This is a genomic window from Streptomyces sp. HP-A2021 (assembly GCF_022807935.1).
Lineage (GTDB): Bacteria > Actinomycetota > Actinomycetes > Streptomycetales > Streptomycetaceae > Streptomyces > Streptomyces afghaniensis.
On sequence record NZ_CP094344.1, the window covers coordinates 6953119 to 6972133 of the forward strand.

7 protein-coding genes are annotated in these 19015 nt (G+C 70.7%); all 7 read right to left on the minus strand.

Annotated elements, in window-relative coordinates; translation table 11 throughout:
- Positions 1–36: 36 nt before the first annotated feature.
- Complete coding sequence (locus MQE23_RS31480) at positions 37–846, minus strand: alpha/beta fold hydrolase (protein ID WP_020272002.1); 810 nt, start codon at positions 844–846, stop codon at positions 37–39.
- A gap of 56 nt (positions 847–902) precedes the next feature.
- A complete protein-coding gene (locus MQE23_RS31485; RefSeq protein ID WP_243380891.1) occupies positions 903–10520 on the minus strand; it encodes a non-ribosomal peptide synthetase in 9618 nt (3205 codons plus the stop codon).
- Between the two features lie 150 nt (positions 10521–10670).
- Positions 10671–15332, minus strand: coding sequence for a non-ribosomal peptide synthetase (locus MQE23_RS31490; RefSeq protein ID WP_243380892.1), 4662 nt, complete (start codon positions 15330–15332; stop codon positions 10671–10673).
- Complete coding sequence (locus tag MQE23_RS31495; RefSeq protein WP_020274993.1) at positions 15329–15535, minus strand: MbtH family NRPS accessory protein; 207 nt, start codon at positions 15533–15535, stop codon at positions 15329–15331. Before MQE23_RS31495 ends, MQE23_RS31490 begins: the two co-directional genes overlap by 4 nt.
- Before the next feature lie 8 nt (positions 15536–15543).
- A complete protein-coding gene (gene sbnB, locus MQE23_RS31500) occupies positions 15544–16581 on the minus strand; it encodes a 2,3-diaminopropionate biosynthesis protein SbnB (RefSeq protein WP_243380893.1) in 1038 nt (345 codons plus the stop codon).
- 43 nt (positions 16582–16624) lie between these two features.
- Complete coding sequence (gene sbnA / locus MQE23_RS31505) at positions 16625–17608, minus strand: 2,3-diaminopropionate biosynthesis protein SbnA (RefSeq protein ID WP_020274995.1); 984 nt, start codon at positions 17606–17608, stop codon at positions 16625–16627.
- Entirely contained in the window at positions 17605–18951 is a 1347-nt protein-coding gene (gene glyA, locus MQE23_RS31510; RefSeq protein ID WP_243380894.1) for a serine hydroxymethyltransferase, read from the minus strand. Before glyA ends, sbnA begins: the two co-directional genes overlap by 4 nt.
- Positions 18952–19015: the final 64 nt, after the last annotated feature.

Consider the following 19015-nt stretch of genomic DNA (forward strand, 5'->3'; position numbering starts at 1 on the left):
GCCCGGACGTGCGGGGGAACACGTCCGGGCACTCCGCTACCGGCCCGGGCGGCTTCCCCGGGCCGGCCCGCTCCCGAGGTGCGGCGCTTCGCCCATGCAAGCAGCCCGGACGACCGGCAGGACGTCGTCGATGCGGTCGTTCAGGTAGAAGTGTCCACCGGGGAAGACGCGCATCGCGTACCCGGCCGTCGTCAGGTCCCGCCACGCTGTGAGGCCTGTGACCGGCACTCCGGGATCGGCGGCCCCGCCCAGCGCGGTGACGGGAACGCTCAGCGGCGGACGCGGCCTGAACCGATAGCCGTCACACACCTGGTAGTCGGCTCGGAAGAGGGGCAGCAGCAGCTCCATCATCTCCGCCGATCGCAGCACGTCTTCGGGCGTGCCGCCCAGCGACCGGATGCGGTCGATCAACTCGGCGTCCCCGCGCGCCCCGGCCACGGGCCCGCTGCGGTGGGCCGCCAAGGGCGGTGCCGTCATCCCGGAGACGACGAGGTGTGCGGGCGGGCGGTTCGCAGCGGACATCCGGTGGGCCACCTCGTAGGCGATCAGGGCACCCATGCTGTGGCCGAACAGGGCCCAGTGCTGGTCGCCGCGCTCCGCCAACGCGGCGCACATGCCGTCAGCGATCTCGTCGGCCGTGGTGGCGGGTTCCTCTGCGAATCGTGCTTCCCGGCCCGGGAGCTGGACGGGCACCACCTCGATACCGTCGCCGAGCCGTCCTCCCCAGGCGCGGTAGGCGGAGGCGCCGGCTCCGGCGTGCGGCAGACAGTAGAGGCGCAGCCGGAACGGGTCGGCGGTGCCGCCCTCCGAGGGGAACCAGCCGGTGGCGACCGCCCGGCGCTTCATGTTGTCGGTCCTCCACCTGGAAGACCCGGTCGTTGTGATCGTCACTGGAGCATTCCTTAGAGTCGGCCGGAAGAGTCGGAGAGCAGGGCGTCGGTCTCCTCGTCGGAGAGGTGCTCGATCTCTGCGAGCAGCTCCTCGACGCCCACGGAGTGGTCACCGTCCCGGGCACCCGCTGCGACGAGGGTGGTGATCTCGGCGGCCAGGGGCTCCAGGACGGGGGTCTCGAAGAGTGTGCGCAGCGGGAGCTGGACGTCGAAGTCGGAGCGGATGCGGGCGATGAGCTGCGTGGCGAGCAGGGAATGGCCGCCCAGCGCGAAGAAGTCGTCGTCCAGACCGACCCGCTCGACACCGAGCACCTCGGCGAACAACTCGGCGAGAAGCCGCTCGTCCAGTGTGCGCGGCTCGCGGTGGGGGGCGCGCCGGGTCGTCAGATCGGGGGCGGGCAGGGCGGCCCTGTCGATCTTGCCGTTCGGGGTGATCGGCATCGCGTCGAGGCTGACGACGACGGAGGGCACCATGGCCTCCGGGAGTGTCCGGGCGAGCGCGGCCCGTGCCTGTTCCGGCTGCGCGGTGCCGGTCACGTAGCCGACGAGGGCGGTGCCGCCTGCGGCGTCGGGCCGGGCGAGGACGACGGCGTCGGTGACGCCGGGTTGTTCGCGCAGTGTGTGCTCGATCTCGCCGAGTTCGATGCGCTGTCCGCGGATCTTGACCTGGTGGTCGCGCCGTCCGAGGAACTCCAGCTCTCCGTCGGGCAGGTAGCGCACGACGTCGCCGGTGGCGTACATGCGGGCGCCCTGCGTCGTGCTGAACGGGTCGGGCACGAAGACGGCGGCCGTCTTCGCGGGATCGTCCAGGTATCCGCGGCCGACGCCCGTGCCGCCGACGAACAGTTCGCCGCGGGCGCCGACCGGCACCGGCCTGAGGGACGGGTCGAGTACGTACAGGCGCGTGTTGCGCACGACCCTGCCGATGGGAACCCTCGTCCGGCTGCCGGGGGAGCCCACGGTGAGGTGGGCGTGGGTGACGTCGTCGGAGCATTCGGTGGGGCCGTAGGCGTTGATGATGTCGATGTGGGGGTAGCGCGTGAACCAGCGGGTGCACAGGTCCGGTGGCAGGGTCTCACCGGTCACCACGAGGGTTCGCAGGTGGGGCAGTGCGGGCGCTGCTGTTGTTGTGTGGGGGGTGCGGGCTGCGTTGTCCAGGGTGTCCCAGGCGTCGAGTGTGGCGCGGAGGAGAGAGGGGACGACTTCGAGGATGGTGGCGCCGTCGTGGTGGGCGCGGGTGAACAGGCCGATCGGGTCCAGGGCGGTGTCGTCGCCGTAGACGGTGGTGCGGCCGCCTTCCATGAGCGCGGCGACCATTTGCCATACGGAGATGTCGAAGGTCAGGGCGGCGTTCTGGACCAGTACGTCGGAGTCGGTGAGTGTCAGGTCGTCCACCTTGGCCTGGAGGTGGTTGTTCATTCCGGCTCGGTGGACCATGGCGCCCTTGGGCCTGCCGGTGGATCCGGAGGTGTAGATGACGTAGGCCAGGTCGTCGCCTGCGCCTCGCACCGGCACCAGATCGTCCAGCCCATCGGCCGAGTTCGGACAGGCGAGCACGGCCACGTCCGGGCCGGCCGCTGCGGCGGTGACCGCAGCCTCCGCCGTGCGGTCGGGTTCCGCCACGATGTACCGCGCACCGGACGCGACGACCATGTCGGCTTGGCGGGTGTGGGGGGTGCGTAGGTTGAGGGGGACGTAGGCGCCGCCTGCGCCGAGGATTCCGAGGAGGGTGATGAGGGCGGTGGTGCCGCGTTGGCCGTGGTAGACGACTCGGTCGTCGGGGGTGATGCCGGCGGTGAGGAGTTCGCGGGTGAGGCGGCTGGCGCGGCCGGCGAGTTCGGCGTAGGTCAGTGACTGGTGGTCGTCGGTGACGGCGATGGCGTGGGGTGTGTGTGCGGCGTGGTGTCTGATGCGTTCCACGACGCATGTGAGGGTGTCGTTGCGGTCGGTGGCGTTCCAGGTGTGGAGCAGTAGTTGGCGTTCGGTTTCGGAGACCGCGGTGAGTTCGTGGAGGGGTTGGGCCGGGTCGGCGGCGGCTGCGTGGCAGGCGCGCAGGATGTCGTTGAGGATCGTGTGTGCGGTGTGTTCGGTGAACAGGTCGGTGCTGTATTCCAGGGTCAGTGACAGTTCGCCGGTGGGGTCTTCCTGGGTGATGAGCATCAGGTCGAACTTGGATGTGCCGTCGCCGGTGGGCAGGTGGGTCAGGTGGGTCTGGCCCAGGATCTGTTCGGTGGCGGGGGCGTTCTGGAAGGCGAGCATCACCTGGAAGAGCGGGTTGCGGGAGCGGTCGCGGTCGGGGACGAGGTGTTGTGCGAGTCGTTCGAAGGGCACGTCCTGGTGGGACAGTCCTTCTTGGGAGGTGCGGCTGACCTGGTCGAGGAGGGTGTGGAAGGTGTCGGTGGGTGTCACGTGGGTGCGCAGGGGCAGGGTGTTGACGAAGAAGCCGATGAGGTCTTCGGTTTCGATGCGGGAGCGGTTGGCGACGGGGACGCCGATCACGATGTCGTCTTGTCCGGCGCGTCGTGCGAGCACTGCGGCCAGGACGGACTGCATGACGTTGAAGAGGGTGCTTCCCCGGTCCTGGGCGATGTGCGTCAGCCGGGTGACGGCGTGTGTGTCGAGTGTGTCGGTGAGCTGGGCGCCCCGGTAGGTGGGTGTGGCCGGGCGGGGGTGGTCGGTCGGCAGGTCGAGTGCGGGTGGTGCGCCGGCCAGGGCTGTTTGCCAGTAGGTGAGTTGTTCTTCCAGTACGTCGCCGGTAAGCCAGGTGCGCTGCCAGGTGGCGTAGTCGGCGTACTGGACGGGCAGGGCGGGCAGGTGCTGGCCGGTGTAGGCGGCCTGGATCTCCTTGAGCAGGACACCGACCGACCAGCCGTCGGAGACGATGTGGTGCATCGACAGGGCCAGGACGTGTTCGTCGTCGCGCAGGCGCATCACGACGACCCGCATCAGTGGTCCGGTCTCGAGGTCGAACGGCAGTCGGGCCAGTTCGTCGGCGGCGGCGGAGGCGGCCGAGGCGGGGTCGGCGGTGTGGGAGAGGTCTTGTGCGGTGATGTCGATCATCGGCTTGTCGCCCACGATCTGTACTGGTCCTGAGGTGTGTTCCTCGAATCGTGTGCGCAGTGTTTCGTGCCGGCCGGCCACCGTGAGCAGGGCTTCACGCAGCCGTTCGACGTCCAGCGGGCCACTCAGGGCTACTGCGGCCGGGACGTTGTAGAGGGAGCTGTCCGGTTCCAGCTGGTGCAGGAACCACATCCGCTGTTGAGCGAAGGACAGCGGCAGTGGTCCCTCCCGCCGCACAGGACGCAACTCGGGCAGCGCTCCTACGCGTTTGGCCGACCGGACCACAGCGGCCAGGGGCTCCAGGACGGGGGTCTCGAAGAGTGCGCGCAGGGGGAGCTGGACATCGAAGGTGGAGCGGATGCGGGCGATGAGCTGGGTGGCGAGCAGGGAATGGCCGCCCAGCGCGAAGAAGTCGTCGTCCAGACCGACCCGCTCGACACCGAGCACCTCGGCGAACAACTCGGCGAGACGACTTTCCTCTGAGGTGCCGGGCGCGCGGTAGGCAGCCTGAGCCCCGGAGAAGTCCGGCTCCGGAAGGGCCGCGCGGTTGGTTTTGCCGTTCGGCGTGAGGGGCATCGCGTCGAGACGGATGAGTACCGAGGGAATCATCGCTTCCGGCAGGGTGCGGGCCAGCGCCAGGCGGACCTCCGCCGGGTTCACGTCGCCTACGACATAGCCGACGAGGGCGGTGCCGCCCGCGGCGTCGGGCCGGGCGAGGACGACGGCGTCGGTCACACCGGGTTGTTCACGCAGCGCGTTCTCGATCTCGCCGAGTTCGATGCGCTGTCCGCGGATCTTGACCTGGTGGTCGCGCCGTCCGAGGAACTCCAGCTCTCCGTCGGGCAGGTAGCGCACGACGTCGCCGGTGGCATACATGCGGGCGCCCTGCGTCGTGCTGAACGGGTCGGGCACGAAGACGGCGGCCGTCTTCGCCGGATCGCCCAGGTATCCGCGGCCGACGCCCGTGCCGCCGACGAACAGTTCGCCGCGGGCGCCGACCGGCACCGGCCTGAGGGACGGGTCGAGTACGTACAGGCGCGTGTTGCGCACGGCCCTGCCGATGGGAACGTGGGCGTGACGAGTCTCCGTACCGGCGGCGATGTTCGCGTGGGTGACGCGGTCGGAGCATTCGGTGGGGCCGTAGGCGTTGATGATGTCGATGTGGGGGTAGCGCGTGAACCAGCGGGTGCACAGGTCCGGTGGCAGGGTCTCACCGGCGACCACGAGGGTTCGCAGGTGGGGCAGTGCGGGCGCTGCTGGTGTGTCGGTCGTGGCGGCTGCGTTGTCCAGGGTGTCCCAGGCGTCGAGTGTGGCGCGGAGGAGAGAGGGGACGACTTCGAGGATGGTGGCGCCGTCGTGGTGGGCGCGGGTGAACAGGCCGATCGGGTCCAGGGCGGTGTCGTCGCCGTAGACGGTGGTGCGGCCGCCTTCCATGAGCGCGGCGACCATTTGCCATACGGAGATGTCGAAGGTCAGGGCGGCGTTCTGGACCAGTACGTCGGAGTCGGTGAGTGTCAGGTCGTCCACCTTGGCCTGGAGGTGGTTGTTCATTCCGGCTCGGTGGACCATGGCGCCCTTGGGCCTGCCGGTGGATCCGGAGGTGTAGATGACGTAGGCCAGGTCGTCGCCTGCGCCTCGCACCGGCACCAGATCGTCCAGCCCATCGGCCGGCTCAGGGCAGATCAGGACTTCCGGACAGGTGCCCGCATCATCGGCGACGGCGCGGGCAGCTTCTGCCAGGTCCGGCTGAGTGACGATCCAGCGCGCCCCGGATGCCGCAGTCATGTCGGCTTGGCGGGTGTGGGGGGTGCGTAGGTTGAGGGGGACGTAGGCGCCGCCTGCGCCGAGGATTCCGAGGAGGGTGATGAGGGCGGTGGTGCCGCGTTGGCCGTGGTAGACGACTCGGTCGTCGGGGGTGATGCCGGCGGTGAGGAGTTCGCGGGTGAGGCGGCTGGCGCGGCCGGCGAGTTCGGCGTAGGTCAGTGACTGGTGGTCGTCGGTGACGGCGATGGCGTGGGGTGTGTGTGCGGCGTGGTGTCTGATGCGTTCCACGACGCATGTGAGGGTGTCGTTGCGGTCGGTGGCGTTCCAGGTGTGGAGCAGTAGTTGGCGTTCGGTTTCGGAGACCGCGGTGAGTTCGTGGAGGGGTTGGGCCGGGTCGGCGGCGGCTGCGTGGCAGGCGCGCAGGATGTCGTTGAGGATCGTGTGTGCGGTGTGTTCGGTGAACAGGTCGGTGCTGTATTCCAGGGTCAGTGACAGTTCGCCGGTGGGGTCTTCCTGGGTGATGAGCATCAGGTCGAACTTGGATGTGCCGTCGCCGGTGGGCAGGTGGGTCAGGTGGGTCTGGCCCAGGATCTGTTCGGTGGCGGGGGCGTTCTGGAAGGCGAGCATCACCTGGAAGAGCGGGTTGCGGGAGCGGTCGCGGTCGGGGACGAGGTGTTGTGCGAGTCGTTCGAAGGGCACGTCCTGGTGGGACAGTCCTTCTTGGGAGGTGCGGCTGACCTGGTCGAGGAGGGTGTGGAAGGTGTCGGTGGGTGTCACGTGGGTGCGCAGGGGCAGGGTGTTGACGAAGAAGCCGATGAGGTCTTCGGTTTCGATGCGGGAGCGGTTGGCGACGGGGACGCCGATCACGATGTCGTCTTGTCCGGCGCGTCGTGCGAGCACTGCGGCCAGGACGGACTGCATGACGTTGAAGAGGGTGCTTCCCCGGTCCTGGGCGATGTGCGTCAGCCGGGTGACGGCGTGTGTGTCGAGTGTGTCGGTGAGCTGGGCGCCCCGGTAGGTGGGTGTGGCCGGGCGGGGGTGGTCGGTCGGCAGGTCGAGTGCGGGTGGTGCGCCGGCCAGGGCTGTTTGCCAGTAGGTGAGTTGTTCTTCCAGTACGTCGCCGGTAAGCCAGGTGCGCTGCCAGGTGGCGTAGTCGGCGTACTGGACGGGCAGGGCGGGCAGGTGCTGGCCGGTGTAGGCGGCCTGGATCTCCTTGAGCAGGACACCGACCGACCAGCCGTCGGAGATGATGTGGTGCATCGACAGGGCCAGGACGTGTTCGTCGTCGCGCAGGCGCATCACGACGACCCGCATCAGTGGTCCGGTCTCGAGGTCGAACGGCAGTCGGGCCAGTTCGTCGGCGGCGGCGGAGGCGGCCGAGGCGGGGTCGGCGGTGTGGGAGAGGTCTTGTGCGGTGATGTCGATCATCGGCTTGTCGCCCACGATCTGTACTGGTCCTGAGGTGTGTTCCTCGAATCGTGTGCGCAGTGTTTCGTGCCGGCCGGCCACCGTGAGCAGGGCTTCACGCAGCCGTTCGACGTCCAGCGGGCCACTCAGGGCTACTGCGGCCGGGACGTTGTAGAGGGAGCTGTCCGGTTCGAGCTGGTGCAGGAACCACATCCGCTGTTGAGCGAAGGACAGCGGCAGTGGTCCCTCCCGCCGCACACGGCGCAACTCGGGCAGCGCTCCTACGCGTTTGGCCGACCGGAGCACAGCGGCCAGGGGCTCCAGGACGGGGGTCTCGAAGAGTGCGCGCAGGGGGAGCTGGACATCGAAGGTGGAGCGGATGCGGGCGATGAGCTGCGTGGCGAGCAGGGAGTGGCCGCCCAGCGCGAAGAAGTCGTCGTCCAGACCGACCCGCTCGACACCGAGCACCTCGGCGAACAACTCGGCGAGAAGCCGCTCGTCCGGTGTGCGCGGCTCGCGGTGGGGGGCGCGCTGGGTCGTCAGATCGGGGGTGGGCAGGGCGGCCCTGTCGATCTTGCCGTTCGGGGTGATCGGCATCGCGTCGAGGCCCATGACGACGGAGGGCACCATGGCCTCCGGGAGTGTCCGGGCGAGCGCGGCGCGTACCTGTTCCGGCTGCGCGGTGCCGGTCACGTAGCCGACCAGGGCGGTGCCGCCTGCGGCGTCGGGCCGGGCGAGGACGACGGCGTCGGTCACACCGGGATGTTCACGCAGCGCGTTCTCGATCTCGCCGAGTTCGATGCGCTGTCCGCGGATCTTGACCTGGTGGTCGCGCCGTCCGAGGAACTCCAGCTCTCCGTCGGGCAGGTAGCGCACCACGTCACCGGTGGCATACATGCGGGCGCCCTGCGTCGTGCTGAACGGGTCGGGCACGAAGACAGCGGCCGTCTTCGCCGGATCGCCCAGATACCCCCAGGCGACCTGAGTGCCTCCGATGTAGAGCTCGCCCGGCACCCCTATCGGCGCCGGTGCCATCCGCTCGTCCAGAACGTACAGGGAAGTGCCTGCGATGGGCCGCCCGGCGGGGACGCCGGACCGACCGGGCACGGCATCGCCGGGGGCGAGCCGGTGGACGCAACAGCCGACGACGGTCTCGGTGGGCCCGTACTCGTTGACGATCGAGGCCTCGGGCGCGACCGCGCGGAACTGCTCCACGAGGACCGGGGAGAGCGCCTCACCGCCCACGACGAAGCAGGCTTCCAGACCCGCGAGGCCGTCCTCGGGGAGGAGCCGGCACAGAGCCTGAAGGTGGGAGGGGGTGAGTTTGACCAGGTTGGGCCGGGCCCCGCCGGTGAGCACGGACACCAGTCCGTCCAGGGGATCGTTCTCGTCGACGAGGTGGATCGTTCCGCCTGCGATCAGCGGCACCCACAGGCTGGTCACCGTGAGGTCGAAGGCCACGCTGGAGTGGACCGGGGCCACGGGGGCACGGCCCGGGCTGTAGGCGTCGGCGGCCCAGCGCACGTAGTTGGCCAGACCGCGGTGCGGTACGACCACTCCCTTGGGGCGGCCGGTCGAGCCGGAGGTGTACAGCACGTACGCCGCCGTCCCCGCGCCGGGAAGGTTCTGTGCCGGGTGCTCGGGGAGGACGGTGACGTCGACGACGGCGGTACCCCCCGCCACTTCCCGTGCCTGCTCCCCGATGCCGACGACGGCGGCGGCTCCGGCGTCTCGCACCAGGGAGGCCAGCCGCTCCATCGGCTGCCCCGCGTCGAGCGCCAGGTAGGAGGCGCCGCACTTCCAGGCGCCCAGCATCGCCGCGACGAGGTCCACCGAGCGCGGCAGCAGCACACCTACCACCTGTCCGGGGCGCACGCCCGCCGCGAGCAGCGCGGCGGCGATCCGGCCGGCCCGCTCGTCCAGCTCGCCGTAGGTGACGTGCCGTCCGCCCGCTACGGCGGCCACGCTGCCGGGCGCGGTGGCCACCTGCGTGTGGAACAGGTCGAGCGCCGTGGTGCCCTCGTCCACGGCGGCGGGGCCGCGTGACCAGCCGGACAGGCGAACCTGGTCTTCGACAGACACCGACGTCAGCGTGCACAGTGCCCGATCCGGGTGGTTGACGGCGTTGCGGCTGAGCGCGAGCACCGCGTCGAGCAGTCGCTCGGCGGTCTGTGCGGTGAACAGCTCGGTGCTGTACTCGAGGGTCAGGCGTGCGCCGCCGGGGCTGTCCGCGACGAACAGGGTGAGGTCGAACTTGGCGGTGGCGTTGGGGATGTCGAACCGCTCGGCGCGCAGCCCCGGAGCGAGGTCGAAGCCCTGTGGCATGTTCTCCTCGGCGACCATCGCCTGGAACAGTGGCTGCCCCGGGCGGTCCTGCCGGTGGCCGAGCGCCTGGACGACGTCGCGGAACGGAACGTCGGCGTGGCTGAGCGCCGTGGCCAAACGCGCGCGGACCTGACCGAGCAGGGCACGGAATCCCAGCCGGCGGTCGATCTCGGAACGTATGACAAGGGTGTTGGCGAAGAAGCCGATCAGCTCTTCGGTGTGCGCATGGCTGCGTCCCGCGGTGGGCACACCGATCCGGATCTCGCGCTGGCCGCTGTGCCGGCCGAGGGTGGCGGCGAACGCCGCCTGGAACGCGGCGAACAGACTCGTGCCCTGAGAGGCCGCCAGTTCCCGGAGCCGCTGGGTGTCCCGCTCGGACAGCGCGGCGGTCACCCGGGCGCCGCGGTGCGCCGGGACAGCGGTTCGAGGATGGTCGGTGGGCAGATCCAGGACGAGGGGTTCGGCCAGGTCGGCGCGCCAGTGGTCCAGTTGGCGTTCGGCCACACCGCCGGCCAGCCAGTCCCGGTGCCACACGGCGAAGTCGGCGTACTGCAGTGCGGGCGCGGGGAGCGCGTCGGCGTTCCGCTCCGAGTACAGGGCGCGTAGTTCGTTCATGATGACGCCCATGGACCAGCCGTCGGTGACGATGTGGTGCATCGCCATCAGCAGCACGTGGTCGTTCTCGGCGAGACGATAGAGCACCGGGCGCAGCAGCGGACCCGCCGCGAGGTCGAACGGGGCGGCCGCGCGAGCGGCACTGTCCTTGCGGCACTCCTCTTCGGCGGCCTCGGCTGTGAGGTGGTCCAGGGCGATGTGCTCCATGCGCCAGGTGGGCTCGGCGTGGATGAACTGGGACACCTCCCCCTCGGCCAAGCCGAACGTCGTGCGCAGGATTTCGTGCCGCACACCTAGGAGCCGTACGGCGTCGTCCAGCGCGCCGGGGTCCAGCGGGCCGGCGAGGCGCATCGCCACGGGCACGTGGTAGGCGCTCGACTCCGGCTCCATCTCGCCCAGGAGCCACAGGCCGAGCTGGCTCGGGGAGGCAGGCATGACATAGACCTGATCTGTGGACATGGGGTCCTCGCTGTTCCCTCTCGCGGTGTTGCCGGTCATTTCCGTACCGCTCGCTGGTCGTTCTCCTGGTGCGCCGTCTCGTCCCGGTGATCGCCGGGCGGGCCACAGGGTGGGCGCCCCGTCCGGCGGGTGCCGGACGGGGGGTTCGCGTCAGACGGCCGGGACGTCTGTCCCGCCGTCTGCTTTCTCCTGCCGGCTCTTCTCCTGCTCGCTCTCCGACCGGGCCGCCAAGGTGTGCAGCGCGTCCACCCACCGGTCGGCGAGTTCATCGGCGTCGTGCGGCGGCTCGCGGTCGCCCGCGAAGGTGAGCACGAGCGCGTCCTCCGCACCACGCAGCACGTCGACCCGGATCGGGAACTCGGTCTGCGCCACGGAGTAGCTCCGGTGTGCCAGGGGGTGGTCCGACTCCACAGCCGCGGACACCGCGCCGAGCGAGGCGTCCACCGGGTAGTTGTCGAAGACGAGCACGGACTCCAGCGAGCGCCCGCCGGTCATCACGGCCAACTCGACGCCGCCGTGCTCCTCCGCCTCAAGGCGTTGCAGGTGGAGCCGGCGCACGGCTGCCGTCACGGGCTCGTCCGGAGCGAAGCGGAACCGGACGGGCAGGGTGCTGATGAAGGGGCCCACCGCCGCCTCCGCCTCGGCGGTGGCCGGGCGGCCGTTCGACGTCACGCCGAAGACGACGTCCTCGCTGCCGCCGCGGTCGGCGAGGACCCGTGCCCAGGCGAGCTGTGCGAACGTGGCGAAGGTGGTGCCCGCGCTCTTGGCCGCCGCGTCCAGCCGGTCGGTGAGCCGCGGGTCGAGCGCGCGCTGCACCTGCGTCAGGCGCCCCTGAGTGCGTTGCGGCTCCCCGGCCCACGGCCCGGTGCTGCCCTCCATGACGCGGGCCCAGTACGCGGCCGCCGCGTCCCGGTCGAGGCTCTCCACCCATGCGACGTGCTCGGCGAACGGGCGCGCCGGGTCGGTCTCCGGCTCGGAGCCGGTCGCGAACGCCTGGTAGGCGAGGAGGAGTTCCTGCCGCAGCCGCATGCAGGACCAGCCGTCGAGCAGGCTGTAGTGGTGGTGCTGGACGAGGAGTTGGAGGTTGTCCGTCAGCCGGTAGCGCAGCAGCCTGATCAGCGGCGGGCGGCCGAGTTCGAAGCCGGCCAGCCGCAGCTCGTCCAGCTCGGACAGCAGGCGCTGCTCCTGCCCCTGCGGGTCGAGACCGCGCAGGTCGCGCTCCTCGAACCACGGCTCGACGTGGTCGGCGACGCGTTGCACCGGGGTGTCGGTGTCCAAGCCCTCGTAGTAGGTGCGGAGTACGGCGTGCCGGGCGAAGAGCCAGTCCCATGCCCGACGGAAGGCCGCCTCGTCCAGTTCACCGGGGAGCGGGAAGCCGGACTGGATGACGTACAGGCCGGGGAAGGGCCGCTGCCGGGCACTGGTGAGCATGTGGCGCTGGATCGGCGCCAGCCCGTACCGGTCGTGCGGCACTTCGGCATCGCCGTGCTGCCCCTTCCCGGTCTGCCCCTTCTCCGCGTGCTGCGTCGCGGCCGACTCGTCGACGACCCTGGCCAGGGCCTCGATCGTCTGATGCTGGAACACCATGCGGGGGGTGACGGCCAGGCCCGCTGCCTGAGCCCTGGTGACCATGCGGATGCAGGTCACCGAGTCGCCGCCGAGGGCGAAGAAGCCGTCCGTGGCGCCGATGTCCGGCAGTCCCAGCAGCTCCTGCCACACGCCTGCCAGCAGCTGCTCGGTGGGTGTCACGGGGGCGCGGCCCGCGGAGCGGGTGGTGGTGGCGGCCGGGGTGCCGGGTGCGGGGAGCCGGCCGCGGTCGACCTTGCCGTTGGGTGACAGCGGAAGCTTCTCCAGCTCGACCAGGAAGGAGGGCACCATGTAGCCGGGCAGCAGCGTGGCCAGGTGCTCGCGGACGGCATCAGCGTCCACCGGGCCCGCGCCCTCCTCGGGGACGACGTAGCCGACGAGGCGGCGCTGCCCGTCCATGGTCACGGCCGCGGCGACTGCCTGGCCGATGCCGAGCCGGCCCCGCAGGGCAGCCTCCACCTCACCCAGCTCGATGCGGTGTCCGGCGATCTTCACCTGGAAGTCGACGCGGCCCAGCAGTTCGAGGCTTCCGTCGGCCCGGTAGCGGGCCAGGTCGCCGGTACGGTACATCCGGTCGCCCGGCACGCCGCTGAACGGGTTCGGCACGAAGCGGTCCGCGGTCTGCCCCGGGGCGTCCGCGTAGCCCCAGGCCAGGCCGGTGCCCCCCAGGTACAGCTCGCCCGGCACCCCCTGCGGGACCAGGCGCAGGTCGGTGTCGGTGACGTACGCGGTCTGGTTGGCCATGGGCACGCCGTACGGGATGCTCTGCCATGCGGGGTCGACCCGTTCGACCTCGAAGATGGTGGAGTCCATCGATGCTTCGGTGGCACCGCCCAGGCTGATCACCCGGGCCCGGGCGGCTCGCGTGCGCAGCCGGTCGGGCAGCGTGACCGGGATCCAGTCGCCGCCGAGCAGCACCACCCGCAGGTCCGGGAGGGACTCCACGCCGAGGTCGTCCATGCCGTCGAGCAGCAGCCCGAGCAGGGCCGGTACGGAGTGCCAGACAGTGATCCGGTGTTCCTGGATCAGCTCGAGCCAGTGGCCCGGATCGCGATCCCGCTCCGGTGCGGGCAGGACGACGCAGGCGCCGGTGATGAGGGTGCCCAGCAGGTCGTACGCCGTCATGTCGAAGCCGAGCGAGGACACCGACAGGACGGCGTCACCGGCCGCGATGTTGAAGCGCCGGTTGAAGTCGCTGAAGTTGTTCACCCGGCCCCGGTGGTCGAGGAGGACTCCTTTGGGCCGCCCCGTCGACCCCGAGGTGAAGATCATGTAGCACAGGTCGCCCGCGTCGGCCGGGCAGGGCACGGGCGCGTCCGAGGCCGCATCGAGTTCGCGACGGACCTCGTCGGCGTCGAGCACGACCACCGGAACGTCCACGGCGGGGAGCCGGCCTCGCACCGCCTCGCTGGTGACGACGGCCCGGATCCCGGCGTCCTGGAGCATCATGGTGAGCCGCTCGGCCGGCTGGTCGGGGTCGACGGGCATGTATGCCGCTCCCGACTTGAGGGTGCCGAGCACCGCGAGCGGCAGGTCGGCGGTCCGCTCCACGGCGACGGCGACGACCTCGCCCCGCCCCGCTCCGCGCTCCGCGAGGACCCGGGCGAGCTGGGAGCTGCGCCGCTCCAGCTCCCCGTAGGTGACGGTGCCCGACGGGGTCCGCACGGCGGGGGCGTCGGGACGGGCGGCGGCTCGTTCGGCGAAGAGGTCCGGCAGAGTGCGCTCGCGGGGGTACTCCGCATGGGTGGCGTTCCACTCCAGGGCGGCACGCCCCTCCTCCTCGGCGGTGAGCACGCCGAGATCCCCGACGGTGGTGTCCGGTGCCTCGATCAGGGTGACCAGCGCCTGTTCGAGGTGGGCCAGCATGCGGTCGATGCGCTGGGCGGTGAAGATCTCGGCGTCGTACTCGCAGGACACGTCGATGCCGTCGGGTCCGTCGAGGAGGGAGAGGTCGAGGTCGAACTTGGCGGTGCCGTTGTGGGTGTCGAAGGTCTCGGACTCGACGCCGGGCAGGCCGAATCCGCCGCCGACGCGCTGGTAGACGAACATGACCTGGAACAGCGGGTTGCGGTCCAGGCTCCGCTCGGGGCTGGTGCGGGCGACGACCTTCTCGAACGGCACGTCCTGGTACTCGTACGCGGCGGTGACGTCGTCCCTGACGCGGCGCAGCGCGTCGGTCGCGGTGTGTGCGGCGTCCAGCCGCAGCCGCAGGGCGAGGGTGTTGGCGAAGCAGCCGATGAGGTGCTCGGTCTCGGCTGTGGGCCGGTTCATCGCCGGAGTGCCGACGAGCAGGTCGCTCTTGCCGCTGTAGCGGCGCAGCACCAAGCCGAGCGCGGTGAGCAACGTCATGAACGGTGTGGCGCCGTGCTCCCGGGAGAAGGCGTGGATGCGTTCAACGAGCTCCGGCTCCAGGCGGCGGCGTCTGCGCCCGCCACTGCGCTGCGCGTCAGCCGGACGCAGCCGGTCGGTGGGCAGGTCGAGGGAGGAGTCCGCGCCGTCCAGCCACGTGTCCCAGAAGTCCAGCCCCTGGCTGAGACGTTCGGCCCCGAGACCGGACTGCTGCCAGCGGGCGTAGTCGGCGTACTGGACCGGCAGGTCGGGCAGGGCGGGGTGCTCGCCGTCCTGCATCGCACGGTAGAGGGTGACGAACTCACGGAACAGGATCTCCACGGACGCGCCGTCGGTGGCGATGTGGTGCACGATGATGGCGAGGACGTGGTCCTCGTCATCGAGCCGTATCAGCACCGCTCGCACAGGCAGTTCGGCACCGAGGTCGAAGTTGTACGCCGCGCAGCGGTCCACGATCGCGCGGACCGCCTGCTCACGCTCGTCGGCGGGCACGGCGGTGACATCCTCCGTGGCCAGGGAGAATCCCGTGGCGTTCGGCGCGGTCACCGCGACGGGTCCCTCGTCGCCGTCGGCGTACCGGGTCCGCAGGATCGCGTGGCGCTCGACGATCCGGCGCAGTGCCAGGTCGACGGTGGCGGGGTTGATCGCTCCGCGCAGCCGCTGCGCCATCGGCACGTTGTAGACGCCGGAGCGTTCCGGGTCCTGCTTCCACAGGAACCAGAACTGCCGCTGCGCGGCGGACAGCGGGGCCGGGCCCTCCTCGCCGCTCGGGGCGATCCGCGGCCGGCCGGCCGCGCGGCGTTCGCGCAGCATACGGGCGAGCAGGGCCTGCTTGGCCGGGGAGAGCCCGGCGATTCGGGCGTCGAGGTCGCTCATGCCGAGACGCTCCCGTGACGCTCGCGCACGGAGCGGGGGGTCAGGTCGGTCCACACCTCGGCGATGTGGGCCAGGCACTCCTCGCGGGTGCCCGTGGTGCCGGTGTCGGTCCAGCCGGCCGGCATCGGGCGCTCCAGGAACCACACGGAGTACTGCTCCTCGGCGTTCACGACGACGCGGAACTGGACGGTGTTGCTGCTCATGGACTGCCTCACTTGGTGGTGACGGTGGATGCGAAGAAGTCGGGCACGACGTGGCCGGTGCCCGCGGCCCGGGCGCGGCTGTGCACCCAGGAGCCGACGGCCAGGTCCAGGACGCCGAGGCCGAAGGGGGAGAAGACGATCGGCCGGGAGCGGTCGACGTCGACCCGGCCGAGGAGGACGTCGGCGAGCGTGCCCGTGATGAAGTCACGTCCGCCCCGGGCCTGTTCGGCCAGGTGCAGGGAGGTGCGCTCCCGTACCGCGTGCTCGGTGTCGTCGGTGATGTTCTGAGAGGCCAGCACCATCTCGGGGGAGAGGTCGCGCAGGGAGAGGTGCAGCACCAGGGGGGCGTGGTCGAGCAGCTTGGGGTCGTGGATGTGCGGCTCCCCCGCGACGGTGGTGAGGACCACCAGGTCGCACTCGGTGAAGGCCTGCTCGACGTCCTCGGCGACGGTGAAGTCCTGGGCGCCCTCGGCGGTCAGCTCCTCGCCGAAGGCGCGGGCGGCGGCGGGGTCGAGGTCGTAGAGGGTGAAGCCGCCGATCTTCCAGTCCAGGTCGCGCAGGAACTTCCACACGTGCCGGGCGATCAGGCCGGTGCCGACGACGCCGACCCGGCGGGCGGTGCGGCCGCCGCCGAGGGTCTCGGCGGCGAGCACGGCGGAGGCCGCGGTGCGGGTGGCGGAGATGACGGAGGACTCCAGGCAGGCCGCCGGGTAGCCGGTCTCGGGGTCGTTGAGCAGCAGCACCGCTGAGGCCCGCGGGATGCCGTGCGTGCGCGGGTTGTCCGGGAAGCTGGCGATCCACTTCAGGCCCGCTGCTGCGAATTCGCCGCCCAGGTAGGCCGGCAGCGAGATGATGCGGGCCCGCGGGTTGTCGGGGAAGCGCAGGAAACCGCTCTGCGGGTTGACGCTGTCGCCGCTGTCGTGCGTGAGGTAGGCGCGGCGCACGAGATCGACGCACTCCTCGCGGTGGCCCTCGATCTGTGCCCCGACAGCGGCTTCGGAGACGAGGGTGAGGGAAGGCGGGGAATCCGCGGTGCCAACGGACACGGTGGTTCCTTTCCTTTCGTACGGGCAGGAAGGCCGGACGGGTTCAGACGATGGCCGTGGCCACGGCATCCGGGGTGAGGGTGCGCTCCACCCAGGCGGGGTTGTAGACGGTCCGGGCGTAGGGAATGCCGCGGTCGGCGCACAGGAAGACGGTGGTGGGCCGCTGTCCGGCGGGCGGCGGGCGCTCGGCGAAGTACCGGCCGATCGCCGCATAGACGCTGCCGGTCGAACCGCCCGTGTACAGGCCGTGCTCGGCGTACAGCGATCGGCAGCCACGCACGGTCTCGTACTCGCTGACGTGTATGACGTCGTCGATGACGGCCTGGGTGACCAGCGGTGGCACGATGCTTGACCCGAGACCGGGGATGTGGCGCCGGCCAGGCTCGCCGCCGAGGGCGACGGAGCCGAGGACGTCGACGGCGACGACCGTGACCCCGGGAAACCGTTCCTTGACGCGCCGCGACAGACCGGCGACGGTGCCGCCTGTGCCGACGCCGACGAAGAGGTAGTCGATGCGCGCGAGCGCTCTGTTCAGCTCGGCACCCGTCAGTTCGTAGTGGGCCGCCGCCGCGTCGGCGTTGGTGTACTGGTTGGGCCAGTAGACGTCGCTGATCTCCTCGCACAGCTCGGCGACCCGCGCCAGCCGGGCCGGCAGGTAGCCGTCGAGGCCCGGTTCCACGACCTTCTCCACCCGCTCGCAGCACGACCGCAGGACAGCCTCGGTCAGCGCGTTGCAGTTGGCGTCGATGACAGGTACGAACCGGATGCCGAGCGACTGGCAGAAGGCGGCGAGCGACGTGGCGAAGTTCCCCGACGACGACTCGACGACGGTGGTGCGCTCGGTGATGTCGCCGCGCTCGATGGCCTTCTTGAGGATCCAGTACGCGGAACGGTCCTTGGTGCTGCCGTTGGGGTTGACGTACTCCAGCTTCGCGAACAGGCTCAGCTCGTCGTCCGGGAGGCACAGCAACGGGGTGTCGCCCACGGAGGCGCCGATCATGTCCAGGCGCTTGCGCAGGGGGTTCACAGCTGACCGCCCGGCAGGTAGCGGGGCAGCGGGAACTCGGCTGCCAGCTTCTCCACCTCGGCACGCAGCCGGGCCGCCGTGAACCCGTCCAGGACGAAGTCACGGTCACCGACCGGCTCCATGGCGGTGAGGACGGCGTGGATGATGCCGGCGCAGGTGCGCATCTCCCGCGGGCCGAGTCCGCGCTGGGCGACGGCGTTCGTGCCGATGCGCACCCCGCTGGTGATCGCGGCGGGACGGGCGTCGCCGGGGACACGGTTCTTGTTGACGACGATGCCGATGGATTCCAGGGCCCGCTCCGCGGCGAGGCCGCTGACGTTGTCCCGGGTCAGGTCCAGCAGCACGATGTGGTTGTCGCTGCCACCGGTCACCACGTCGTGCCCGAGCGCCGTCAGCTCGGCCGCCAGCGCCGCCGAGTCGTCCAGGATGCGCTGGGCCGTGTCCCTGTAACCGTCGGTCGCGGCCAGCGCGAAGGCCCGCGCCTTCGCGGCGATCGCGGGGAGGACGGGCGCGCCCTGGAAGAACGGGAAGACGGCACGGTCCAGCGTCCTGGCGATCGTACGGCCGGTGCCGGGCAGCACCGTGCCGGCGTCCCGGCCGGACATGATGACGCCGCCGCGCGGCCCGGCGAGCTGCTTGTGGGTGCAGCTGGTGGTGATGTGCGCGTGGTCGATGGGGCTGGGGTGCAGGCCCGCGGCCACGAGCCCGGCGATGTGTGAGATGTCTGCCATCAGGAGCGCGCCGACGCTGTCGGCGATGGCCCTGAAGCGTGCGAAGTCGACCGTGCGCGGGTACGCCGTGGCGCCGCAGATGATCAGCTTGGGCCGGTGTTCGGCCGCGAGGGCGGCGACCTCGTCGTAGTCGATCTGGCCTCGCTCGTCCAGGCCGTAGTTGACCGGCGTGAAGTACGTGCCGGAGTAGGCGACGCTGTAGCCGTGGGTGAGGTGTCCGCCGTGGTTGAGCCGCATGCCGAGCACGCAGTCGCCCGGATCCAGGACGGCGGAGAGCACCGCGTAGTTGGCGGTGGTCGCGGAGTGCGGTTGCACGTTGGCGTACTGGGCGCCGAACAGGTCGCGGGCCCGGTCGACCGCCATGCGCTCGACGGGGTCGATCGCCTCGCATCCCGCGTGGTAGCGGGCACCGGGGTAGCCCTCGGCGGTGACGTTCATCGATGAGGTGGCCAGGCACGCCAGTACCGAAGGATCGGTGACGCTGGAGGAGGCCACGAGCATCAGGGAGTTGTGCTGGCGGGCGTGCTCCCGCTCCATGGCGGTGACGAGTTCCTCGTCGTCCGACGTCAGCAACTGTGCGGCGTGGCGGGCGAATTCTTCGGTGGCGAGCATGGTCGATACAGCCCCTCTTGCGGAATCGGAGAATGCGGGGTGAGAAAGCAGGAATCGGGTGCGG